This is a genomic window from Vreelandella salicampi (assembly GCF_013415105.1).
In the GTDB taxonomy this organism is placed as follows: domain Bacteria; phylum Pseudomonadota; class Gammaproteobacteria; order Pseudomonadales; family Halomonadaceae; genus Vreelandella; species Vreelandella salicampi.
The window spans coordinates 23942-39370 of record NZ_JACCDF010000011.1 but is presented as its reverse complement, the minus strand read 5'-3'; the positions used below and the strand labels follow the sequence as shown (position 1 = coordinate 39370).

General features: G+C 56.1%; 14 protein-coding genes. 12 read left to right on the top strand and 2 right to left on the bottom strand.

Features of this window, described 5'->3' with window-relative positions; translation table 11 throughout:
• Positions 1-91: 91 nt before the first annotated feature.
• Positions 92-1912, top strand: coding sequence for a sodium-extruding oxaloacetate decarboxylase subunit alpha (gene oadA, locus HZS81_RS12535; RefSeq protein WP_179930911.1), 1821 nt, complete (start codon positions 92-94; stop codon positions 1910-1912).
• A gap of 14 nt (positions 1913-1926) precedes the next feature.
• Positions 1927-3249, top strand: coding sequence for a sodium ion-translocating decarboxylase subunit beta (locus HZS81_RS12530; protein ID WP_179930910.1), 1323 nt, complete (start codon positions 1927-1929; stop codon positions 3247-3249).
• A gap of 103 nt (positions 3250-3352) precedes the next feature.
• Here the strand turns inward: HZS81_RS12530 and HZS81_RS12525 are convergent, their stop codons facing one another.
• Positions 3353-3991, bottom strand: coding sequence for an IMPACT family protein (locus tag HZS81_RS12525; RefSeq protein WP_179930909.1), 639 nt, complete (start codon positions 3989-3991; stop codon positions 3353-3355).
• 35 nt (positions 3992-4026) lie between these two features.
• The gene (locus HZS81_RS12520; RefSeq protein WP_179930908.1) at positions 4027-4368 is read right to left on the bottom strand and encodes a LexA family protein; all 342 of its coding nucleotides are present in this window, start codon (positions 4366-4368) and stop codon (positions 4027-4029) included.
• A 275-nt stretch (positions 4369-4643) separates the two neighbouring features.
• On the opposite strand from HZS81_RS12520, the gene ccmA reads away from it, so the two are divergent.
• Genes ccmA through smc form a run of 10 tightly spaced genes read left to right on the top strand, consistent with a single transcriptional unit; the run spans position 4644 to position 15331 of the window.
• A complete protein-coding gene (gene ccmA, locus HZS81_RS12515; protein ID WP_179930907.1) occupies positions 4644-5264 on the top strand; it encodes a cytochrome c biogenesis heme-transporting ATPase CcmA in 621 nt (206 codons plus the stop codon).
• A gap of 28 nt (positions 5265-5292) precedes the next feature.
• Positions 5293-6018: a heme exporter protein CcmB gene (gene ccmB / locus HZS81_RS12510; protein ID WP_422141601.1), complete on the top strand. Its 726-nt coding sequence runs from the start codon at positions 5293-5295 to the stop codon at positions 6016-6018.
• Positions 6019-6031: 13 nt separating this feature from the next.
• Positions 6032-6769 carry a heme ABC transporter permease gene (locus HZS81_RS12505; protein ID WP_179930906.1) on the top strand — a complete coding sequence of 246 codons (738 nt, stop codon included), beginning with the start codon at positions 6032-6034 and terminating at the stop codon, positions 6767-6769.
• 2 nt (positions 6770-6771) lie between these two features.
• The gene (ccmD, locus tag HZS81_RS12500; RefSeq protein ID WP_179930905.1) at positions 6772-7011 is read left to right on the top strand and encodes a heme exporter protein CcmD; all 240 of its coding nucleotides are present in this window, start codon (positions 6772-6774) and stop codon (positions 7009-7011) included.
• Complete coding sequence (ccmE, locus tag HZS81_RS12495; protein WP_179930904.1) at positions 7001-7510, top strand: cytochrome c maturation protein CcmE; 510 nt, start codon at positions 7001-7003, stop codon at positions 7508-7510. Before ccmD ends, ccmE begins: the two co-directional genes overlap by 11 nt.
• Before the next feature lie 57 nt (positions 7511-7567).
• The gene (locus HZS81_RS12490) at positions 7568-9592 is read left to right on the top strand and encodes a heme lyase CcmF/NrfE family subunit (protein WP_277814997.1); all 2025 of its coding nucleotides are present in this window, start codon (positions 7568-7570) and stop codon (positions 9590-9592) included.
• On the top strand, positions 9589-10116 hold the full coding sequence (locus tag HZS81_RS12485; protein ID WP_179930903.1) for a DsbE family thiol:disulfide interchange protein: 528 nt from the start codon (positions 9589-9591) through the stop codon (positions 10114-10116). The genes HZS81_RS12490 and HZS81_RS12485 overlap by 4 nt, the downstream gene beginning before the upstream one ends.
• On the top strand, positions 10107-10574 hold the full coding sequence (locus HZS81_RS12480; protein ID WP_179930902.1) for a cytochrome c-type biogenesis protein: 468 nt from the start codon (positions 10107-10109) through the stop codon (positions 10572-10574). The genes HZS81_RS12485 and HZS81_RS12480 overlap by 10 nt, the downstream gene beginning before the upstream one ends.
• Positions 10571-11818, top strand: coding sequence for a c-type cytochrome biogenesis protein CcmI (ccmI, locus tag HZS81_RS12475; protein ID WP_179930901.1), 1248 nt, complete (start codon positions 10571-10573; stop codon positions 11816-11818). The genes HZS81_RS12480 and ccmI overlap by 4 nt, the downstream gene beginning before the upstream one ends.
• Positions 11819-11836: 18 nt before the next feature.
• The gene (gene smc, locus HZS81_RS12470) at positions 11837-15331 is read left to right on the top strand and encodes a chromosome segregation protein SMC (RefSeq protein ID WP_179930900.1); all 3495 of its coding nucleotides are present in this window, start codon (positions 11837-11839) and stop codon (positions 15329-15331) included.
• Positions 15332-15429 lie beyond the last annotated feature (98 nt).

Genomic DNA, 15429 nt, shown 5'->3' with positions numbered 1-15429 from the left:
ATGAAATAAGAGAATTTTGTTCGTAAACTAACGACAAATTCTAGTCTAGTGCCTCTTTACATCTTCTTGCTTATCAATACGAGTTAACGCCATGAATGAGACGAAGCGCCCTCTGGGCATTACTGACGTTGTGCTACGTGACGCCCATCAATCGCTATTCGCGACCCGGATGCGTCTTGATGACATGCTGCCCATTGCCGAAAAACTGGATCAAGTTGGCTTCTGGTCGTTGGAATCGTGGGGTGGCGCGACCTTTGATTCGTGTATTCGCTACTTGGGCGAAGACCCGTGGGAGCGCATTCGCGCGCTGAAAGAGGCGATGCCCAATACGCCACAGCAGATGCTGTTGCGCGGCCAAAACCTGCTAGGCTATCGCCACTACGCCGATGACGTGGTAGATAAGTTTGTTGAGCGCGCCAAAACCAACGGCGTCGACGTGTTCCGCGTATTTGACGCCATGAACGATCCGCGCAACCTAGAACGGGCGATTAAGGCCGTACGGAATGTCGAAGGCCACGCGCAAGGCACCATCTCCTACACCGTGAGTCCGGTCCATACGCTTGATAGCTGGATTGATTTGGCCAAAACCATTGCGGACATGGGCGCCGACTCGTTGGCTATCAAGGATATGGCGGGGCTTCTCACGCCGTACACCGCTTACGATCTGGTAACCCGCTTAAAGCAGGAACTGTCAATCCCGATCCACATGCAGTGCCACGCGACCACGGGCTTGTCGACGTCGACCATTCTGAAAGCCGTCGAAGCGGGTATCGATAACGTCGATACGGCGATTTCGTCGATGTCGATGACGTACGGTCATAGCCCGACCGAATCCGTCGTGGCAATGCTCAAAGACACCGACCGCGATACCGGGTTGGATCTAGAGCTGCTGGAAGATATTGCCGCGTATTTCCGCGAAGTGCGTAAGAAGTACGCAGCGTTTGAAGGCTCGCTCAAAGGCATCGATTCGCGCATTCTGATCGCGCAAGTGCCGGGCGGAATGCTGACCAACATGGAAGGCCAGCTCAAAGAGCAGGGCGCCGGTGACAAGCTTGACGATGTATTAAGCGAAATTCCCCGCGTGCGCGAAGATTTGGGTTTTATCCCGCTGGTCACGCCGACCTCGCAAATTGTCGGTACCCAAGCGGTAATGAACGTGATGATGGGCGAGCGCTACAAGTCGATTTCAAAAGAGGTGCAAGCCCTGCTAAAAGGCGAGTATGGCGCCGCACCTGCCCCGTTTAACGCCGAGCTGCAAAAACGCGTACTTGAAGGCGGTGAGCCGATCACCTGTCGCCCGGCGGATAACCTAAGCCCCGAAATGGATAAGCTTGCCACCGAGCTAAAAGAGAAGGCCAAGGCAGACACTATCCGCTTAGCCGAGGGCGAGCGCGAAATCGACGATGTTCTGACGTACGCGCTGTTCCCGCAGATTGGCCTGAAGTTCCTCAAAAACCGTGACAATCCGGATGCGTTCGAGCCAGTGCCGCAGGCGCCGGATACCACCACTAAGGCGCCCGCCAACGCTGAGCCGGCTAAAGCCCCGGTGGCGAGTAGCGGCCCAGAAACCTACACCGTCAAACTCAATGGCAAGGCGTTTGTGGTGGAAGTGTCTGAAGGTGGTGACATTGGTGAGGTACAAGAGCAATCCGCGTCGGCCGAAAAACAAGACGCCGCCCCGGCGCTGAGCGGTGGGGGTAGTGGAGAAAGCATCGACGCTCCGCTTGCGGGCAATATTTTCAAGGTGAACGTCAAGCCCGGCGATTCAGTTGCCGAAGGCGACGTAGTGATTATCCTCGAAGCGATGAAGATGGAAACCGAAGTGCGCGCCTCAAGCAGCGGTACGGTCTCCGCAGTGAAGGTCAGTGAAGGCGACAGCGTCGTCGTTGGCGATACGTTGATCGAACTTTAAGGGGCTTTCGCACTATGGATAAGGTAATCACGTTATGGGAAGGCTCGGGGCTTTATAACCTTCAGCTGGGCCAGGCGGTGATGATCGTGGTAGGGCTCGTGCTGCTTTACCTGGCGATCTACAAAAAGTTTGAGCCGCTTTTGCTCGTCCCCATCGGGTTTGGCGGAATCTTGGCCAATATCCCGGAGGCGGGGCTTGCGATTTCCGCGTTGGACCAGGCCATTGAAGTGGCGAAGCCGGCCGTGTTGCAGCAAATCGCTACGGCGCTAGGGGTGGCGCTTGACCCACTGGCGAATGCCGAAAGTTGGCGCGTCGCGCTTAAGAGCGTAGCGGACGGCAATGCGTCAGCAGAAGCGTTGCGTGCGGCTAAGTATGTGGCCGTCAATGTCGGCTACAGCGACGGCATGCTTTACAACTTCTACAAGGTGGCGATTGGCACGGGGGTGGCGCCATTGATCATCTTCATGGGCGTGGGCGCGATGACGGACTTTGGCCCGCTGCTGGCTAACCCGCGCACGCTGTTTTTAGGTGCCGCTGCGCAATTTGGTATCTTCGCTACGCTGTTTGGCGCCGTGGCGCTATCATCGATGGGCGTGATGGACTTCTCGCTTAATCAAGCCGCCGCGATCGGGATTATTGGCGGGGCGGATGGCCCCACGTCGATTTACGTATCCAGCGTGCTGGCTCCCGAGCTGCTCGGGGCGATTGCCGTCGCAGCGTATGCTTACATGGCCTTGGTACCGCTGATTCAGCCGCCGATTATGCGCCTGTTAACCAGCAAAAAAGAGCGTGAGATCACCATGACGCAGCTGCGCCCGGTCTCTAAGCTGGAAAAAATTATTTTCCCGCTGATGCTGCTGATTCTGGTCGCGCTGTTTCTGCCCGATGCCGCACCGCTTCTGGGGATGTTCTGTTTTGGTAACCTGATGCGCGAGTGCGGTGTGGTCGAGCGTTTATCCGACACTGCGCAGAATTCGTTGATTAATATCGTGACCATCATTCTGGGGCTGTCGGTAGGCTCTAAATTGATGGCAGAGAGTTTTCTCTCGGTGGAGACCCTGGGTATTTTAGGGTTAGGCATTGTGGCCTTCGGGATTGGCACTGCGGCCGGTGTGTTGATGGCCAAGCTGATGAACCTGGTGAGCAAAATGCCGATCAATCCGCTGATCGGGGCCGCAGGGGTCTCGGCAGTGCCGATGGCGGCGCGTGTGGCCAACAAAGTGGGGCTGGAAGCGAACCCGCATAACTTCCTGCTGATGCACGCAATGGGCCCCAATGTGGCGGGTGTTATCGGCTCGGCAGTAGCAGCCGGGGTGATGATTAAGTACTTGGGGTAAGCGCTTAGCTTAACACCTTGGGCTAAGTGCTTTAGATGCGTACTAGGGCTAGTTCAGTTCGTCACCAATGGCCCATTGCGCGTAAGATAAGCGCGGCACGTTGTTAATCAGCGTGCCGCGTTTTTGTCGGTGGGCTAGTGAGAATGCTGGCCTTAAGTCGGTTTTCAAGCTCGCCAAGCTCAAACGCATGATCTCGCGGCCACCCTATGGCTAGGCGTACGCCATCGCTATCGTATTCGGCATTTTCAATCGGGAGCGCTTGCTCATTGCACCAAGCGCGGGCATCGGCTTCTTGGGCAAATGTTAAGCGCAGGGTGTAGGTGTCGCGTTCGACGATTTCGCGGGTAGGGAGTGTTTCCAGCGCAGCGCTGACCGCTTGTGCGTAGGCGCGCGCTAACCCGCCCGTGCCCAGTTTGGTGCCGCCAAAATAGCGGGTCACAACGCAACCGATTTCACCAATACCGCTGCCATTGAGAACTTGGAACATGGGTCGCCCCGCCGTCCCTCCGGGCTCACCGTCATCCGAAAAGCCGATACGATTTTGCTCACCCGGCGCACCGGCAATATAAGCGCTGCAGTGGTGGCTAGCACTCGGGTGCGCCTGTTTGGCCGTGGCGAGCAATGTGTCGAAATCATCAATGCTCGGCGCGTGGCACACCCAAGCAATAAACTGACTTTTTTCGATCTCAATGCTTTCGTCATGCCAGATTGCGGGTGCAAGGTTGGGAATGGGATAACGCATTAATGCTCCAAGGGTTGGCGACCAACAGCAGGAAGCTAAGAGGCTTGGTGCTCAATCCCCATGACAAGACCAAGCACTTGAATGTCGCGGTTGTGCAAGAACATGGCAGGTGTGCCCGCTTGTTCCGGCTGAAGATGAACACCGTCGTGGCCGATAGAAAGGCGCTTAAGCGCGACAGAGCGGCGATTGATTTCAGCCACTGCGGTTTCATCCTGGGTGTCATGCTGAAAACGGCGAATAATAATGACATCACCATCAAAGAGGTGGCAATCGTTCATCCGATTGCCGCGCACTTTGATGGCGTAAGTGTTGCGCCGTGTGACGCGCTTAGGGACGGGGGTGTCATGAAGCTCGGCGATAGCGGGTAAGGCGGTCATGGAAGTCTCCGGGATCAAGGTTGGCAGCGACATCCTGTGGCTTATTCTTGGAGTGTTTTTTAGTACAGTCTGTTGTTATGTACATTATTAACTGTATATGTGTTTTTCTATACAGTCCAGTGCCTGGATGGAAATCCTCTGAGCGCATAGTCGTATCCGTCTAAAGTGTGAGTTGTCCAAGGTCAATCTGCGACTGGGCGTCGCAGGGCGTGACTAGCGAGAAATACGCTTTCCGTGTAGAGTTCGACGCGAAATCATTATGCATGGAGAGCCCTTTGAGCCTGCGCCTACAAGCCCAACAGCTAGCCTGTGAACGCGATGATCGCTGGCTGTTCCAGGGTCTCGATGTAGACATCCATAGTGGCGAGGTCGTCCGGATTGAAGGCCCCAACGGCAGCGGTAAAACCACGCTATTGAAAATTCTCTCGGGGCAGCTGAGCGATTACCATGGCGAGTTGTATTGGAATGACCAGCCCATGCGCGAGGTGCGCGAGCATTTTTTAACCAATTTGCTCTACCTCGGTCATGCGCCAGGCGTAAAGACAGGGCTAACAGCGTTAGAAAATCTCTCTTGGTACCAAGCCTTGGACGGTCAGCGCGGTAGTGAGTCTGAGCGTTTAGACGCACTGGCCATCGTCGGGCTGGCGGGTTTTGAAGATGTGCCGGCCGGGCAGCTTTCCGCTGGCCAGCAGCGCCGTATTGCGCTGGCGAGGTTGACGCTTACGCCGCGTGCGTTATGGGTGCTGGATGAACCTTTTACCGCCATTGACCGCCACGGTGTTGCCGCGCTTGAAGCCCAGCTTGTGGCACATGCGAATAGCGGTGGCTGCGTGATTGTCACCACCCACCATGAGTTAGCCTCATCCCCTGCGCTACGGCGTATTGAGTTGGGCTAATTAACGGGCTAGGTATAAGGAGAGTGTGGTGTTGCAGGAAACCACAGAGGTTGCCCCGAGACTGAAAGAGCCCGGTGAAGGCTTGGCACTTGCGTTAACGGCGACACTGAAGCGTGATCTTGTGTTGATGCTACGCCGTCGTGGTGAAGTGCTAAATCCCCTGGTCTTTTTCGCCTTGGTCATCACGCTGTTTCCCGTCGGTATTTCCCCTGATCCCGATTTGTTAGCGTTAATCGCACCAGGGCTCTTGTGGGTAGCCGCTTTGCTGGCGGCGTTGCTTTCGTTGGATAGCCTGTTTCGTAGCGATTTCGATGACGGCAGTTTGGAGCAGTTACTGCTCGCGCCTCAGCCGCTTGCCGCCCTTACGCTTGCGAAAGTGGCGGTGCATTGGCTTTTGACTGGGCTGCCGCTGGCATTAATGGCGCCCATTTTGGGTATTATGTTGGCGCTGCCGGCGGGAAGTTATCTGGTCCTTGCTGTGTCGCTTGCCTTAGGCAGTGCAACGCTAAGCCTTATTGGCGCGATTGGCGCGGCGCTAACGGTGGGGTTGGCACGGGGCGGTGTATTGCTGTCACTGTTGGTGCTGCCTCTTTATATTCCCGTGCTTATTTTTGGTGCCGGTGCGGTGCAGGCAGCGATTGCAGGCGATAGCGTCAGCGCGCATCTGGCGATTTTGGGTGCGCTGCTAGCGGCCGCCCTTATGCTGGCGCCCTGGGCGATTGCGGCATCGCTGCGAATCAGTATTAATGGTTGAGGACAGACTCACTATGTGGGCTTTTATTCATAAGCTGGGATCACCCAAGTGGTTCTACGGTATCAGTGCCAAGCTTGAGCCCTGGTTTTGGGTGGCTGCGGCGCTTTTGATCGTGGCGGGGACTGTGTGGGGGCTGGCATTTGCCCCGGCGGATTATCAGCAGGGCAATAGCTTCCGGATTATTTACGTACATGTTCCCGCGGCATTTTTGGCGCAATCGATTTTTGTGTCGATGGCGGTTGCGGGGCTTGTGTTCATGGTCTGGAAAATTAAAGTCGCGGATATGGCAGCGGCTGTCATGGCGCCTTTAGGCGCAGCAATGACATTTGTATCGCTCTTTTCCGGCGCGGTGTGGGGCGTACCCACCTGGGGAACGTGGTGGATGTGGGACGCGCGCCTTACCTCCATGTTGATCTTACTGTTTCTCTATCTGGGCGTCATTGCGCTACGCGGTGCTTTTACGAGTCGGGATAGCGCGTCACGCGCGGCGTCGGTATTGGCGATGGTGGGGGTGATCAATATCCCAATCATTAAATATTCGGTGGACTGGTGGTATACCCTGCACCAGCCTGCTTCATTTACGATGACGTCGCGCCCGGCGATGCCGACCGAAATGTGGTTGCCCTTACTGATCATGGTGCTAGGGTTTTATAGTTTTTTTATCGCCTTGACGCTGATGCGGACGCGAAACGAAATTTTGCGTCGCGAATCCAATAAGCGATGGGTGCGAGAGCTGGTTCAGGAGGCGTGACGATGGCGTTTAACTCAATTGCAGAATTTATCGCCATGGGTGGGCATGCACCTTATGTGTGGTCTTCGTGGGGTCTGACGCTGTTTTTACTCGTGGCCCTTGTGTGGCATGCACGATTTGAACGCCGCCAGCTCATTAATAGTTTAAGGCGCCGTGAACGGCGTGAGCGCGCACGAGAGCAGCAAAACGCCGCCCAAGCGCCACTTCAAACGGTTGTAGAGGGAGGTCAGCATGACACCTAAACGTAAACAGAAGATGTTTGTGATTCTCGGCTTGGTATCGCTTACCGCCATCGCCGTTGGGCTCACGCTTTATGCGCTTCGCTCTAATATCAACCTGTTTTTCAGCCCGGTCCAAATTGCCCAGGGTAATGCGCCTATCGAACGCACGATACGCGCCGGGGGGATGGTGAAAGAGGGCTCGGTCTCTCGCGATCCCGACAGCCTTAACGTTGAATTTAAAGTAACCGATTACGTCGATGACCTTGATGTTTACTACAGCGGCATTTTGCCGGACCTGTTCCGTGAAGGGCAGGGCGTGGTCGTGGTTGGTCAGCTACAGGCTGACGGTCGCTTGCGGGCGGATGAAGTGCTGGCTCGCCACGACGAAAATTATATGCCCCCAGAAGTCGCTCAAGCGCTCGAAGAAGCGGGCTATAAGCCGGCTGATTTCCAGGCCAAAGCCGCTGAGGTGGGTAAGCGTCTTGAAGCAAAGGGCGTGCCCCAAGCAAGTGATTACTAGCGCCACGCCACGCCACGCCATGCCGAGCCGACTGTTACGTGCTAAACCGGAGCGCACATGTTCACTGAAATGATCCCAGAAGTTGGCCATTTTGCCCTCGTTATCGCTCTGCTAATGGCAGCAGTTCAGGCCATTATGCCATTGGCAGGTGCGGCGACGCGGCGCCCGCTGTGGATGGCTTACGGCCGACCTATGGCAGCGGGGCAGTTCCTGTTTTTGTTGATTGCTTATGGCTGTTTAACCGCCAGCTATATGCTGGATGATTTTAGCGTGGCCAATGTGGCCAATAACTCCAACACGATGCTGCCTTGGTACTATAAGCTCAGCGCCGTTTGGGGCAATCATGAAGGCTCGGTGCTGCTTTGGAGCTTGATGCTGGCTGGCTGGGGCTTTGTCGCCAGTATCTTCTCGCGGCAGCTTCCGCGCGATATGGTCGCTCGTGTGATGGGGGTTTTGGGTGCGGTCAGCGTAGGGTTTTTGCTCTTTGTTTTGGTGACCTCTAACCCGTTTGATCGGTTGCTGCCAAATATGCCGCAAGACGGCGCCGACCTTAATCCGCTCTTGCAGGATTTTGGCCTCGTCGTGCACCCGCCGATGCTTTACATGGGCTATGTGGGTTTCTCTGTGGTGTTTGCGTTTGCCATTGCCGCCCTTCTGGGTGGGCGCTTAGATGCAGCATGGACGCGCTGGGCTCGCCCCTGGACCAATATCGCCTGGGCGTTTCTCACCGTGGGTATCGCGCTGGGCAGTTGGTGGGCTTATTACGAGCTTGGCTGGGGCGGTTGGTGGTTCTGGGATCCGGTGGAGAACGCTTCACTGCTCCCCTGGCTGACTGGTACCGCGCTGATTCACTCGCTAGCGGTGACCGAAAAGCGTGGCTCATTTAAGAGCTGGACCGTGCTTTTGGCGATTGCCACATTCTCGCTTTCGTTAATGGGTACCTTTTTGGTGCGCTCGGGGGTTTTAACGTCAGTGCACGCCTTTGCTAATGATCCGGCGCGCGGCTTTTTCATTTTGATGCTGCTGGCGATCACGGTCACCCTGTCGTTGTTGGTGTTTGCCCTGCGTGCGCCGCGCGTTAGCCACAAAGTGGGCTTTAACTGGCTATCGCGAGATGCGCTCTTGTTGATCAACAATATCTTGCTCGTGATTATGACCGTTACGGTGCTGTTGGGTACGCTCTACCCGTTGATCTTGGATTCGCTAGGGTTGGGTAAAATTAGTGTAGGGCCGCCGTATTTTAACGCGCTGTTTGTTCCTCTCATGGCGGTGACGAGTATCTTTATGGGATTAGGGCCGGTGGCACGCTGGAAGCGTATGGCGGCGAAAGAGCTTTACACCAAACTCTGGCTGGCCGGTGTCGTGGCATTGGTGCTGGGCGCTTTAATCCCCGTGTTTTATGGCCCTGAATGGAACGTTTGGGTAGCACTCGGCATGCTGATGGCGCTTTGGATCGTGTTGCCCATACTGCGCGATATTTGGGATAAAACCCGTAATGCGCGTTCGTTTGGCGCTGGCCTGAAAAAACTCTCCCTGACGTATTGGGGCATGGTGTTAGGGCATCTGGGCGTGGCCTTTACCATCGTGGGTGTTGCCGTCGTCTCCCATTACAACATCGAGCGTAATGTGCGTATGGGGCCGGGAGATAGCGTCGAGGTGGCCGGCTACCATTTTACGATGACAGAGCTATCAAGCCGCCGCGGCCCAAACTTTTTGGCGGATACCGCAGAGATTGAAGTTCAGCGGGGTGAAAACGGGCGTCAGTTCACCATGCAGCCGGAAAAGCGGCTCTACTTGGCGACGGGCATGCCGATGACGCAGGTGGCTCTACGCGCTGGCTTTTTCCGAGATCTCTATGTTGCGATGGGGGAAGATCTCGGCGACGGCAGCTGGGCCATGCGTATTCAGCACAAGCCCTTGGTGCGCTGGTTGTGGCTGGGTGGTTTGTTGATGGCCGCTGGCGGTCTGCTTGCCGTGGCGGATAAACGCTATCGCCGCACCCGTGTTCGCCAACAAAAGTACGCTTCTGAGAATACGGGCGCCTCTTCTAGCAACAGGGCATCGAAGGAGGCGCTGGCATGAAGCGTCGTCTACTGCTTTTTTTGCCATTGGTGGGCTTTTTGCTGCTCGCGGTGTTTCTTTATCTGCGCCTTTCGGAAGATCCATCGTATCGCGATTCAGCGTTAGTGGCGCGCAACTTTCCTGAATTTGAGGCAAGCACGCTAGAAGACCCTGATCGCCGTGTTGATCAGAGCGTACTAACCGGTGAGGTGACGCTCGTCAACGTATGGGGCGAGTGGTGCCCGGCCTGCAAGCAGGAGATGCCACAGCTACTCGATCTTGCCGACCGTGGTGTGCGTATGGTGGGGGTTAACTACCGAGATACCCGTGAAAAGGGGCGTGAATTCTTAACTGAATTCGGCAATCCTTTTGAGTTGAATATTTTCGACCCGGAGGGCGATATCGGCTTTGATCTTGGGGTTTATGGTGCACCGGAGACGTTTTTGGTCGATGCGGACGGCATCATTCGTTATCACCATACAGGGTATATTTCCCCCGCTGACGTGAGCGACACCATTATGCCGGAGGTGGAAAAATGGCGCTGAACCGCTGGCTTATCGCCATCTTACTGTTATTGCTTGCCGGCAGCGCGCTAGGCGCTGTTGAAATACGTGAGTTTGAGGACCCTGTGACAAAGCAGCGCTATCAAGACCTCACGGCATCGATGCGGTGTCCGCTGTGTGAGAATCAGGCAATCAATGATTCTGATGCGCCGATTTCGGGTGACATGCGCGAGCGTGTTTATCAATTGCTTCAGGATGGTAAGTCCGACACCGAAATTATCAACCACATGGTGCAGCGCTTTGGAGAGTACATTCTCTATAATCCGCGCTTAGAAAACCGCACTTACCTGCTATGGGGCATCCCGGTTGTGTTGGTGCTGTTGGGCATCTTGCTCGTGGTATGGATGGTGCGCGCACGGCGCAATGCTTCGGCGACGTCGCTGAGTACCGAAGAGCGAGCCCGCCTGGATGAACTCATTAATCGCGAGAGGTCTTCATGACGCTGCTGTGGATTGCGTTTGCCGTTTTACTGTTGCCGGCACTGTGGCTCTTGGTGTTGCCGCTACGACAAGCGCGAAAGCTGCACGATAGGCAGCAAGATTTCGAAGCTAACGATACCTCCGCTGAGCAAAATGTTGCTATCTTTGAGCGTCGTCTCACCTCATTAGAAGCGGCGCGTGAACGCGGAGATATCGATGATGCGCGTTTTGAAGAAGACCGCCTCGAGCTAGAGCGCAGCCTGCTAGAAGATACCCAGAACCTCAAGCGACGCCCGCTGAAAAAGTACACGTCAGGGCGCTTTGTCGTGCCACTGGTCATGGTGAGTGTCGTAGCGGTCAGTGTTGTCTGGTATCAGTTTCAGGGCGCTGAAGGTGACTTGATGCTGTTGGAAACCCGCCGCGAGGTGCAGGCTGACCCGGACGCGTCGCTGGCGATGTATATCGAGCGGATGGAAACGCAAGCCGAGCGCCAGCCTGATAACCCCAATGTGTGGTCCGAGCTTTTTCCGCTCTATCGTGAAACGGGCCAAGTTGAAAAAGCCGCTAATACGCTTGAGCGGCTGATCGACATCGAAGGTCGTGTGGCGCCGCTGCTAGCCCAGCTCGCTCAACTGCGCTTTTTTATGGCAGAGCGTGAGCTTACGTCTGAAGTGCAGGCGTTGGTGGATGAGACGCTCGAGCAGGATCCGCGCCAACCCACCGTGCTGGGGCTTTTAGGGGTGCACGCCTTTGATCGCGGCGAGTACGAAACCGCGATTGATCGCTGGCGCCGCGCGCTGGCCAATATTGAAGAAGAGGAGACGGCCTCGTCGTTGCGAGAAGGTATCCGCGTGGCTCAGCGCCGTATGGGCGTGGAGCCAGAGCAAGCTGATACCGAACAGGCTCAAGGCCCGGGGATTCGCGTCGATGTCTCGCTTGATAAGTCGCTGGCTGACACCGTACCTGACGATGCCACCGTCTTTATTACGGCGCGTGATATGGAAGGCGAGCTTCCACCGCTTGCCGTGGTCAGAGCGCAGGTCTCAGCGTTGCCCATGACGGTTGTGCTAGATGAAACCAACGCCATGTCACCGCAAGCCTCGCTATCGCAAGTGCAGCAAACACGTCTCATAGTGCGTGTTTCTCGTTCCGGGCAAGCCACGCCGCAACCGGGGGATCTCTTTGGTGATTTAGACGGCGTCACGGTGGGTCCGGTTGAAGAAGATGAGGCTGTGGAGGTCGTTGTGGATCGTGTCTTTGAGTGATCGTTTGCGGCTTTTACTATGCGCTTAACCTCCATCCGCCTGGTCGGGTTTAAATCCTTTGTTGACCCCATAACGGTACCCTTCGATGGCAATATGACGGCCATCGTTGGGCCTAATGGCTGTGGCAAATCGAATATTATCGACGCGGTACGCTGGGTGATGGGGGAATCATCGGCCAAAACGCTGCGCGGCGAGTCGATGGCGGACGTGATCTTCAATGGCTCCACCGCGCGTAAGCCGGTGGGGCAAGCCGCCATCGAGTTGAAATTCGATAACCGAGACGGTGCCATGGGCGGCCCCTATGCTCAATATGCCGAAATTGCGGTGAAGCGCCAGGTCACCCGCGACGGTCAATCTAACTACTTCTTCAATGGCCAGAAATGCCGCCGACGGGATATTGCAGATCTCTTTATGGGGACCGGCCTTGGGCCGCGCTCCTACGCCATTATCGGCCAAGGCATGATCTCGCGGTTGATTGAAGCACGCCCGGACGACCTGCGTGCCACCCTGGAAGAAGCTGCCGGCATTTCCAAATACAAAGAGCGACGTCGCGAAACTGAAAATCGCATGCGTCGTACCCAAGAAAACCTCGATCGCCTCGACGACATTCGCGAAGAGTTGGATAAGCAGCTAGAGCGTTTGAAGCGCCAAGCCGAGGCGGCAAAGCGCTATCAAACCTTGAAGCAGCAAGAGCACCGGCTCAAAGGCGAGCTTGCGCTGCTGCGCGGTCGCGCGCTACGGGCCGAACAGCAGCAGCAAGAAAGCCGTGTGCGCGAGCTTGAAATCAGCGTCGAAAAAGACGTATTTGGCGTGCGCGAATGCGAAACGCGCTTGGAGCAGGCTCGTGAGCAGCATGATGAACTTGCCGACGTATTAGAGCGCCACCAGCAGCAGTTTTACGATACCACCACGCGTATCGCCCGCTTAGAACAGGATCAAACCCACCGCCGTAGCCGTCTAGCCCAACTTGCCAGCGATATCGATAACGCCCGTCGCGAGCTCAATGATCAGCGTGAATTAGGTGAGTCAGATAGTGAACGCTTACTTACCATTGAAGAGCGATTAGATGCGCTGCTGCCGGAAGCTGAGGCGCTAGAAGAGCAGCTTGAAACCCTCGAGCAGGCGATGACCGAGGCGGCGCCCGCGCTGGAAAGTGCTGAAGCCGCGTGGTCTGATGCCGACGAGCAGTGGCGCCAAGCGAGTCGAAACGCTGAGCGTAGTCAAGATCAGCTGCGTGATATCGAGCAGCAATTAAAACGATTACACACCGAGCAGCAGCGCCGCCGTCAGCAGCGTCGCGATATTGCCGATTTTAATGCGCTGCGCGCTGAGCATGCTAACGCGCAAGAGCAACTCAGCAAGGCCGATGCGCAAACGCAGCAGCTGAGTCTTGAGCGCGAGACGTGGCAGCCGCGGCTTACCGAGGCGAAGCGCGAGCAGCAAGAGGCTAACGCCCAGCGTGATGAAGCGCGCACAAAGCTCAGCCGTTTAGAAGGTGAGCAGGCCTCGCTGGCGGCGTTGATTGACGCGCAGCTGACCGATCACGACCCGGCACTGGTGGCGACGCTCGATGCCCACGGCCTGGCGCATGCCCCGCGGTTGGGCGAAATCCTGCAAGTGACTCCCGGCTGGGAAACTGTGACGTCTTGGCTTCTTGCACCGTGGATGAATGCCCGTGTGGTAGCGCCAGAAAAACTCAACGCGTTACCCCAAGCGCTGGCAACGGATTGGTGCCTACTGGCAGATACGACGGGACTTTCAGCCCCCGACAACACTGTTGCCGCCTTGGTCCAAGGCACGGGCGCACTTAATGCTTGGTTAGGCACCATCCACTGCGTTGAACATGCCGATGACGTCGAACCACGCTTGGCATCGCTGCCGGCGGGTGAAAGCGTCATTAGTCGGGATGGCGTTTGGCGGTCGGAAGACTGGCTGCGTCAGCAAGCAGAAGGCGAGTCTATCGATGCGCTGTTGGTGACACGTCGCCGCCATGACGATTGCCAAGCGCAATGCCAGGCACAGCAGACAGCGTTAACACAGGCGCAGGCCCGCTGTGACGAGGCGCTCGCGACGCTGGAGTCACTAGAAGAAGCACGCGATGCCCACGCGCAGCAAGAGCGGGAGAGCATCGAGACGCGCCAGCAGTTAGCGCTCAAAGAACGCAGCCTTGCTCAGCAAGTGGAACATCTTGAAAGCCGTGCCACAGAGTTGGATGAAGAGCTTAAAAAGCTGCAAGAAGATGGTGCCGAGCTCGATCTTAAGCTGGAAGAGCAGCGCGCCCGTTGGAACGAGGCGATGGAGCATCTTGAAGAGGCGGCATTGCGCCGTGAAGAAGCCAGTGCCGCGCGTGAACACCAGCGTGAGCAACGCGAACGACTCAATCATGAGCACGCACCGCTTAAAGCCGACCAGCAGCGTTTAGCGCTAGAGCGCGAGCGCTTAACCGCCGAGCAAGCGAGCCTTAACGCACAAAAAGTGCGGAGTGCTGAAAACGAAGAGCGCTTGTCGCTGCGCATCAGTGAGCTAGAAGAAACGCGCGAAGGGCTTGTTGAGCCCGATGAACTCGCCTCTGAAGAGTTAGAAGAACTCCTCTTTCAGCGTGAGCAGCAAGAGCACCGGCTCAACGGAACGCGCGAGCAAGCGCAAACCATTGCGGAACAGTTGCGTCATGATGAGCTGGCACGTCAATCCCACGAGCGCAATTTGGCGCAAAGCCGCGAGCTGCTGCAAAACCGCCGAATGGAAGTTCAAGCGCTGGAACTAAAAGCCGCCACGCAGGATGAGCACCTGGCCGAGTTAGGGCACGATGCCGAGGCGCTGGCATCAGAACTCCCCAGCGACGCGGATGAAACGAGCTGGCAGGACACGTTGGAAGCGACCACTGACAAAATTCGTCGTTTGGGTGCGATTAACCTCGCAGCCATTGAAGAGTATGACCAGCAGGCCGAACGGCGTAACTATTTAGAGGCGCAGCATGACGAGTTAACCGAAGCACTGGAGACCTTAGAGAGAGCAATCCGGCGTATCGACCAAGAGACACGCGTGCGTTTCAAAGAGACATTCGAGCAGGTTGATAGCGGTCTGCAAGCCCTTTTCCCTCGAGTGTTTGGCGGCGGTACTGCGTGGTTGACGTTAACCGGTGAGGACTTGCTGGAAACGGGGGTGGCCATTATGGCGCGCCCTCCGGGTAAGAAGAACAGCACCATCCACCTACTTTCTGGTGGAGAAAAAGCCTTAACCGCGCTTTCGCTTGTGTTTGCGATTTTTCAGCTTAATCCTGCACCGTTTTGTATGTTGGATGAAGTTGATGCGCCGTTGGATGATGCTAACGTGGGGCGGTACGCTAAATTGGTTAAAGAGATGTCGGAAAACGTCCAGTTTATTTATATTACCCACAATAAGATTGCGATGGAGGCGGCGGAGCGCCTAATGGGCGTGACCATGCAAGAGCCTGGGGTGTCTCGCTTGGTTGCCGTAGGGGTAGATGAAGCCGCCGTGCTTGCCGATGCTTAAAAAGAGGGTTCTGGGCCAAAAAGCGCGTTAATAAATAGTAAAAAGAGTTTAAAAACTGTGCGTAAACGTGAAAAAAGATAAAAATTGGCCTATTTTGT

What these genes read in the sequence shown, in the direction of transcription:
- oadA (WP_179930911.1), top strand. Translation starts at nt 92, where the DNA reads ATGAATGAGACGAAGCGCCCTCTGGGCATTACTGACGTTGTGCTACGT.
- HZS81_RS12530 (WP_179930910.1), top strand. Translation starts at nt 1,927, where the DNA reads ATGGATAAGGTAATCACGTTATGGGAAGGCTCGGGGCTTTATAACCTT.
- HZS81_RS12525 (WP_179930909.1), bottom strand. Translation starts at nt 3,991, where the DNA reads ATGCGTTATCCCATTCCCAACCTTGCACCCGCAATCTGGCATGACGAA.
- HZS81_RS12520 (WP_179930908.1), bottom strand. Translation starts at nt 4,368, where the DNA reads ATGACCGCCTTACCCGCTATCGCCGAGCTTCATGACACCCCCGTCCCT.
- HZS81_RS12505 (WP_179930906.1), top strand. Translation starts at nt 6,032, where the DNA reads ATGTGGGCTTTTATTCATAAGCTGGGATCACCCAAGTGGTTCTACGGT.
- ccmD (WP_179930905.1), top strand. Translation starts at nt 6,772, where the DNA reads ATGGCGTTTAACTCAATTGCAGAATTTATCGCCATGGGTGGGCATGCA.
- ccmE (WP_179930904.1), top strand. Translation starts at nt 7,001, where the DNA reads ATGACACCTAAACGTAAACAGAAGATGTTTGTGATTCTCGGCTTGGTA.
- HZS81_RS12490 (WP_277814997.1), top strand. Translation starts at nt 7,568, where the DNA reads ATGTTCACTGAAATGATCCCAGAAGTTGGCCATTTTGCCCTCGTTATC.
- HZS81_RS12485 (WP_179930903.1), top strand. Translation starts at nt 9,589, where the DNA reads ATGAAGCGTCGTCTACTGCTTTTTTTGCCATTGGTGGGCTTTTTGCTG.
- HZS81_RS12480 (WP_179930902.1), top strand. Translation starts at nt 10,107, where the DNA reads ATGGCGCTGAACCGCTGGCTTATCGCCATCTTACTGTTATTGCTTGCC.
- ccmI (WP_179930901.1), top strand. Translation starts at nt 10,571, where the DNA reads ATGACGCTGCTGTGGATTGCGTTTGCCGTTTTACTGTTGCCGGCACTG.
- smc (WP_179930900.1), top strand. Translation starts at nt 11,837, where the DNA reads ATGCGCTTAACCTCCATCCGCCTGGTCGGGTTTAAATCCTTTGTTGAC.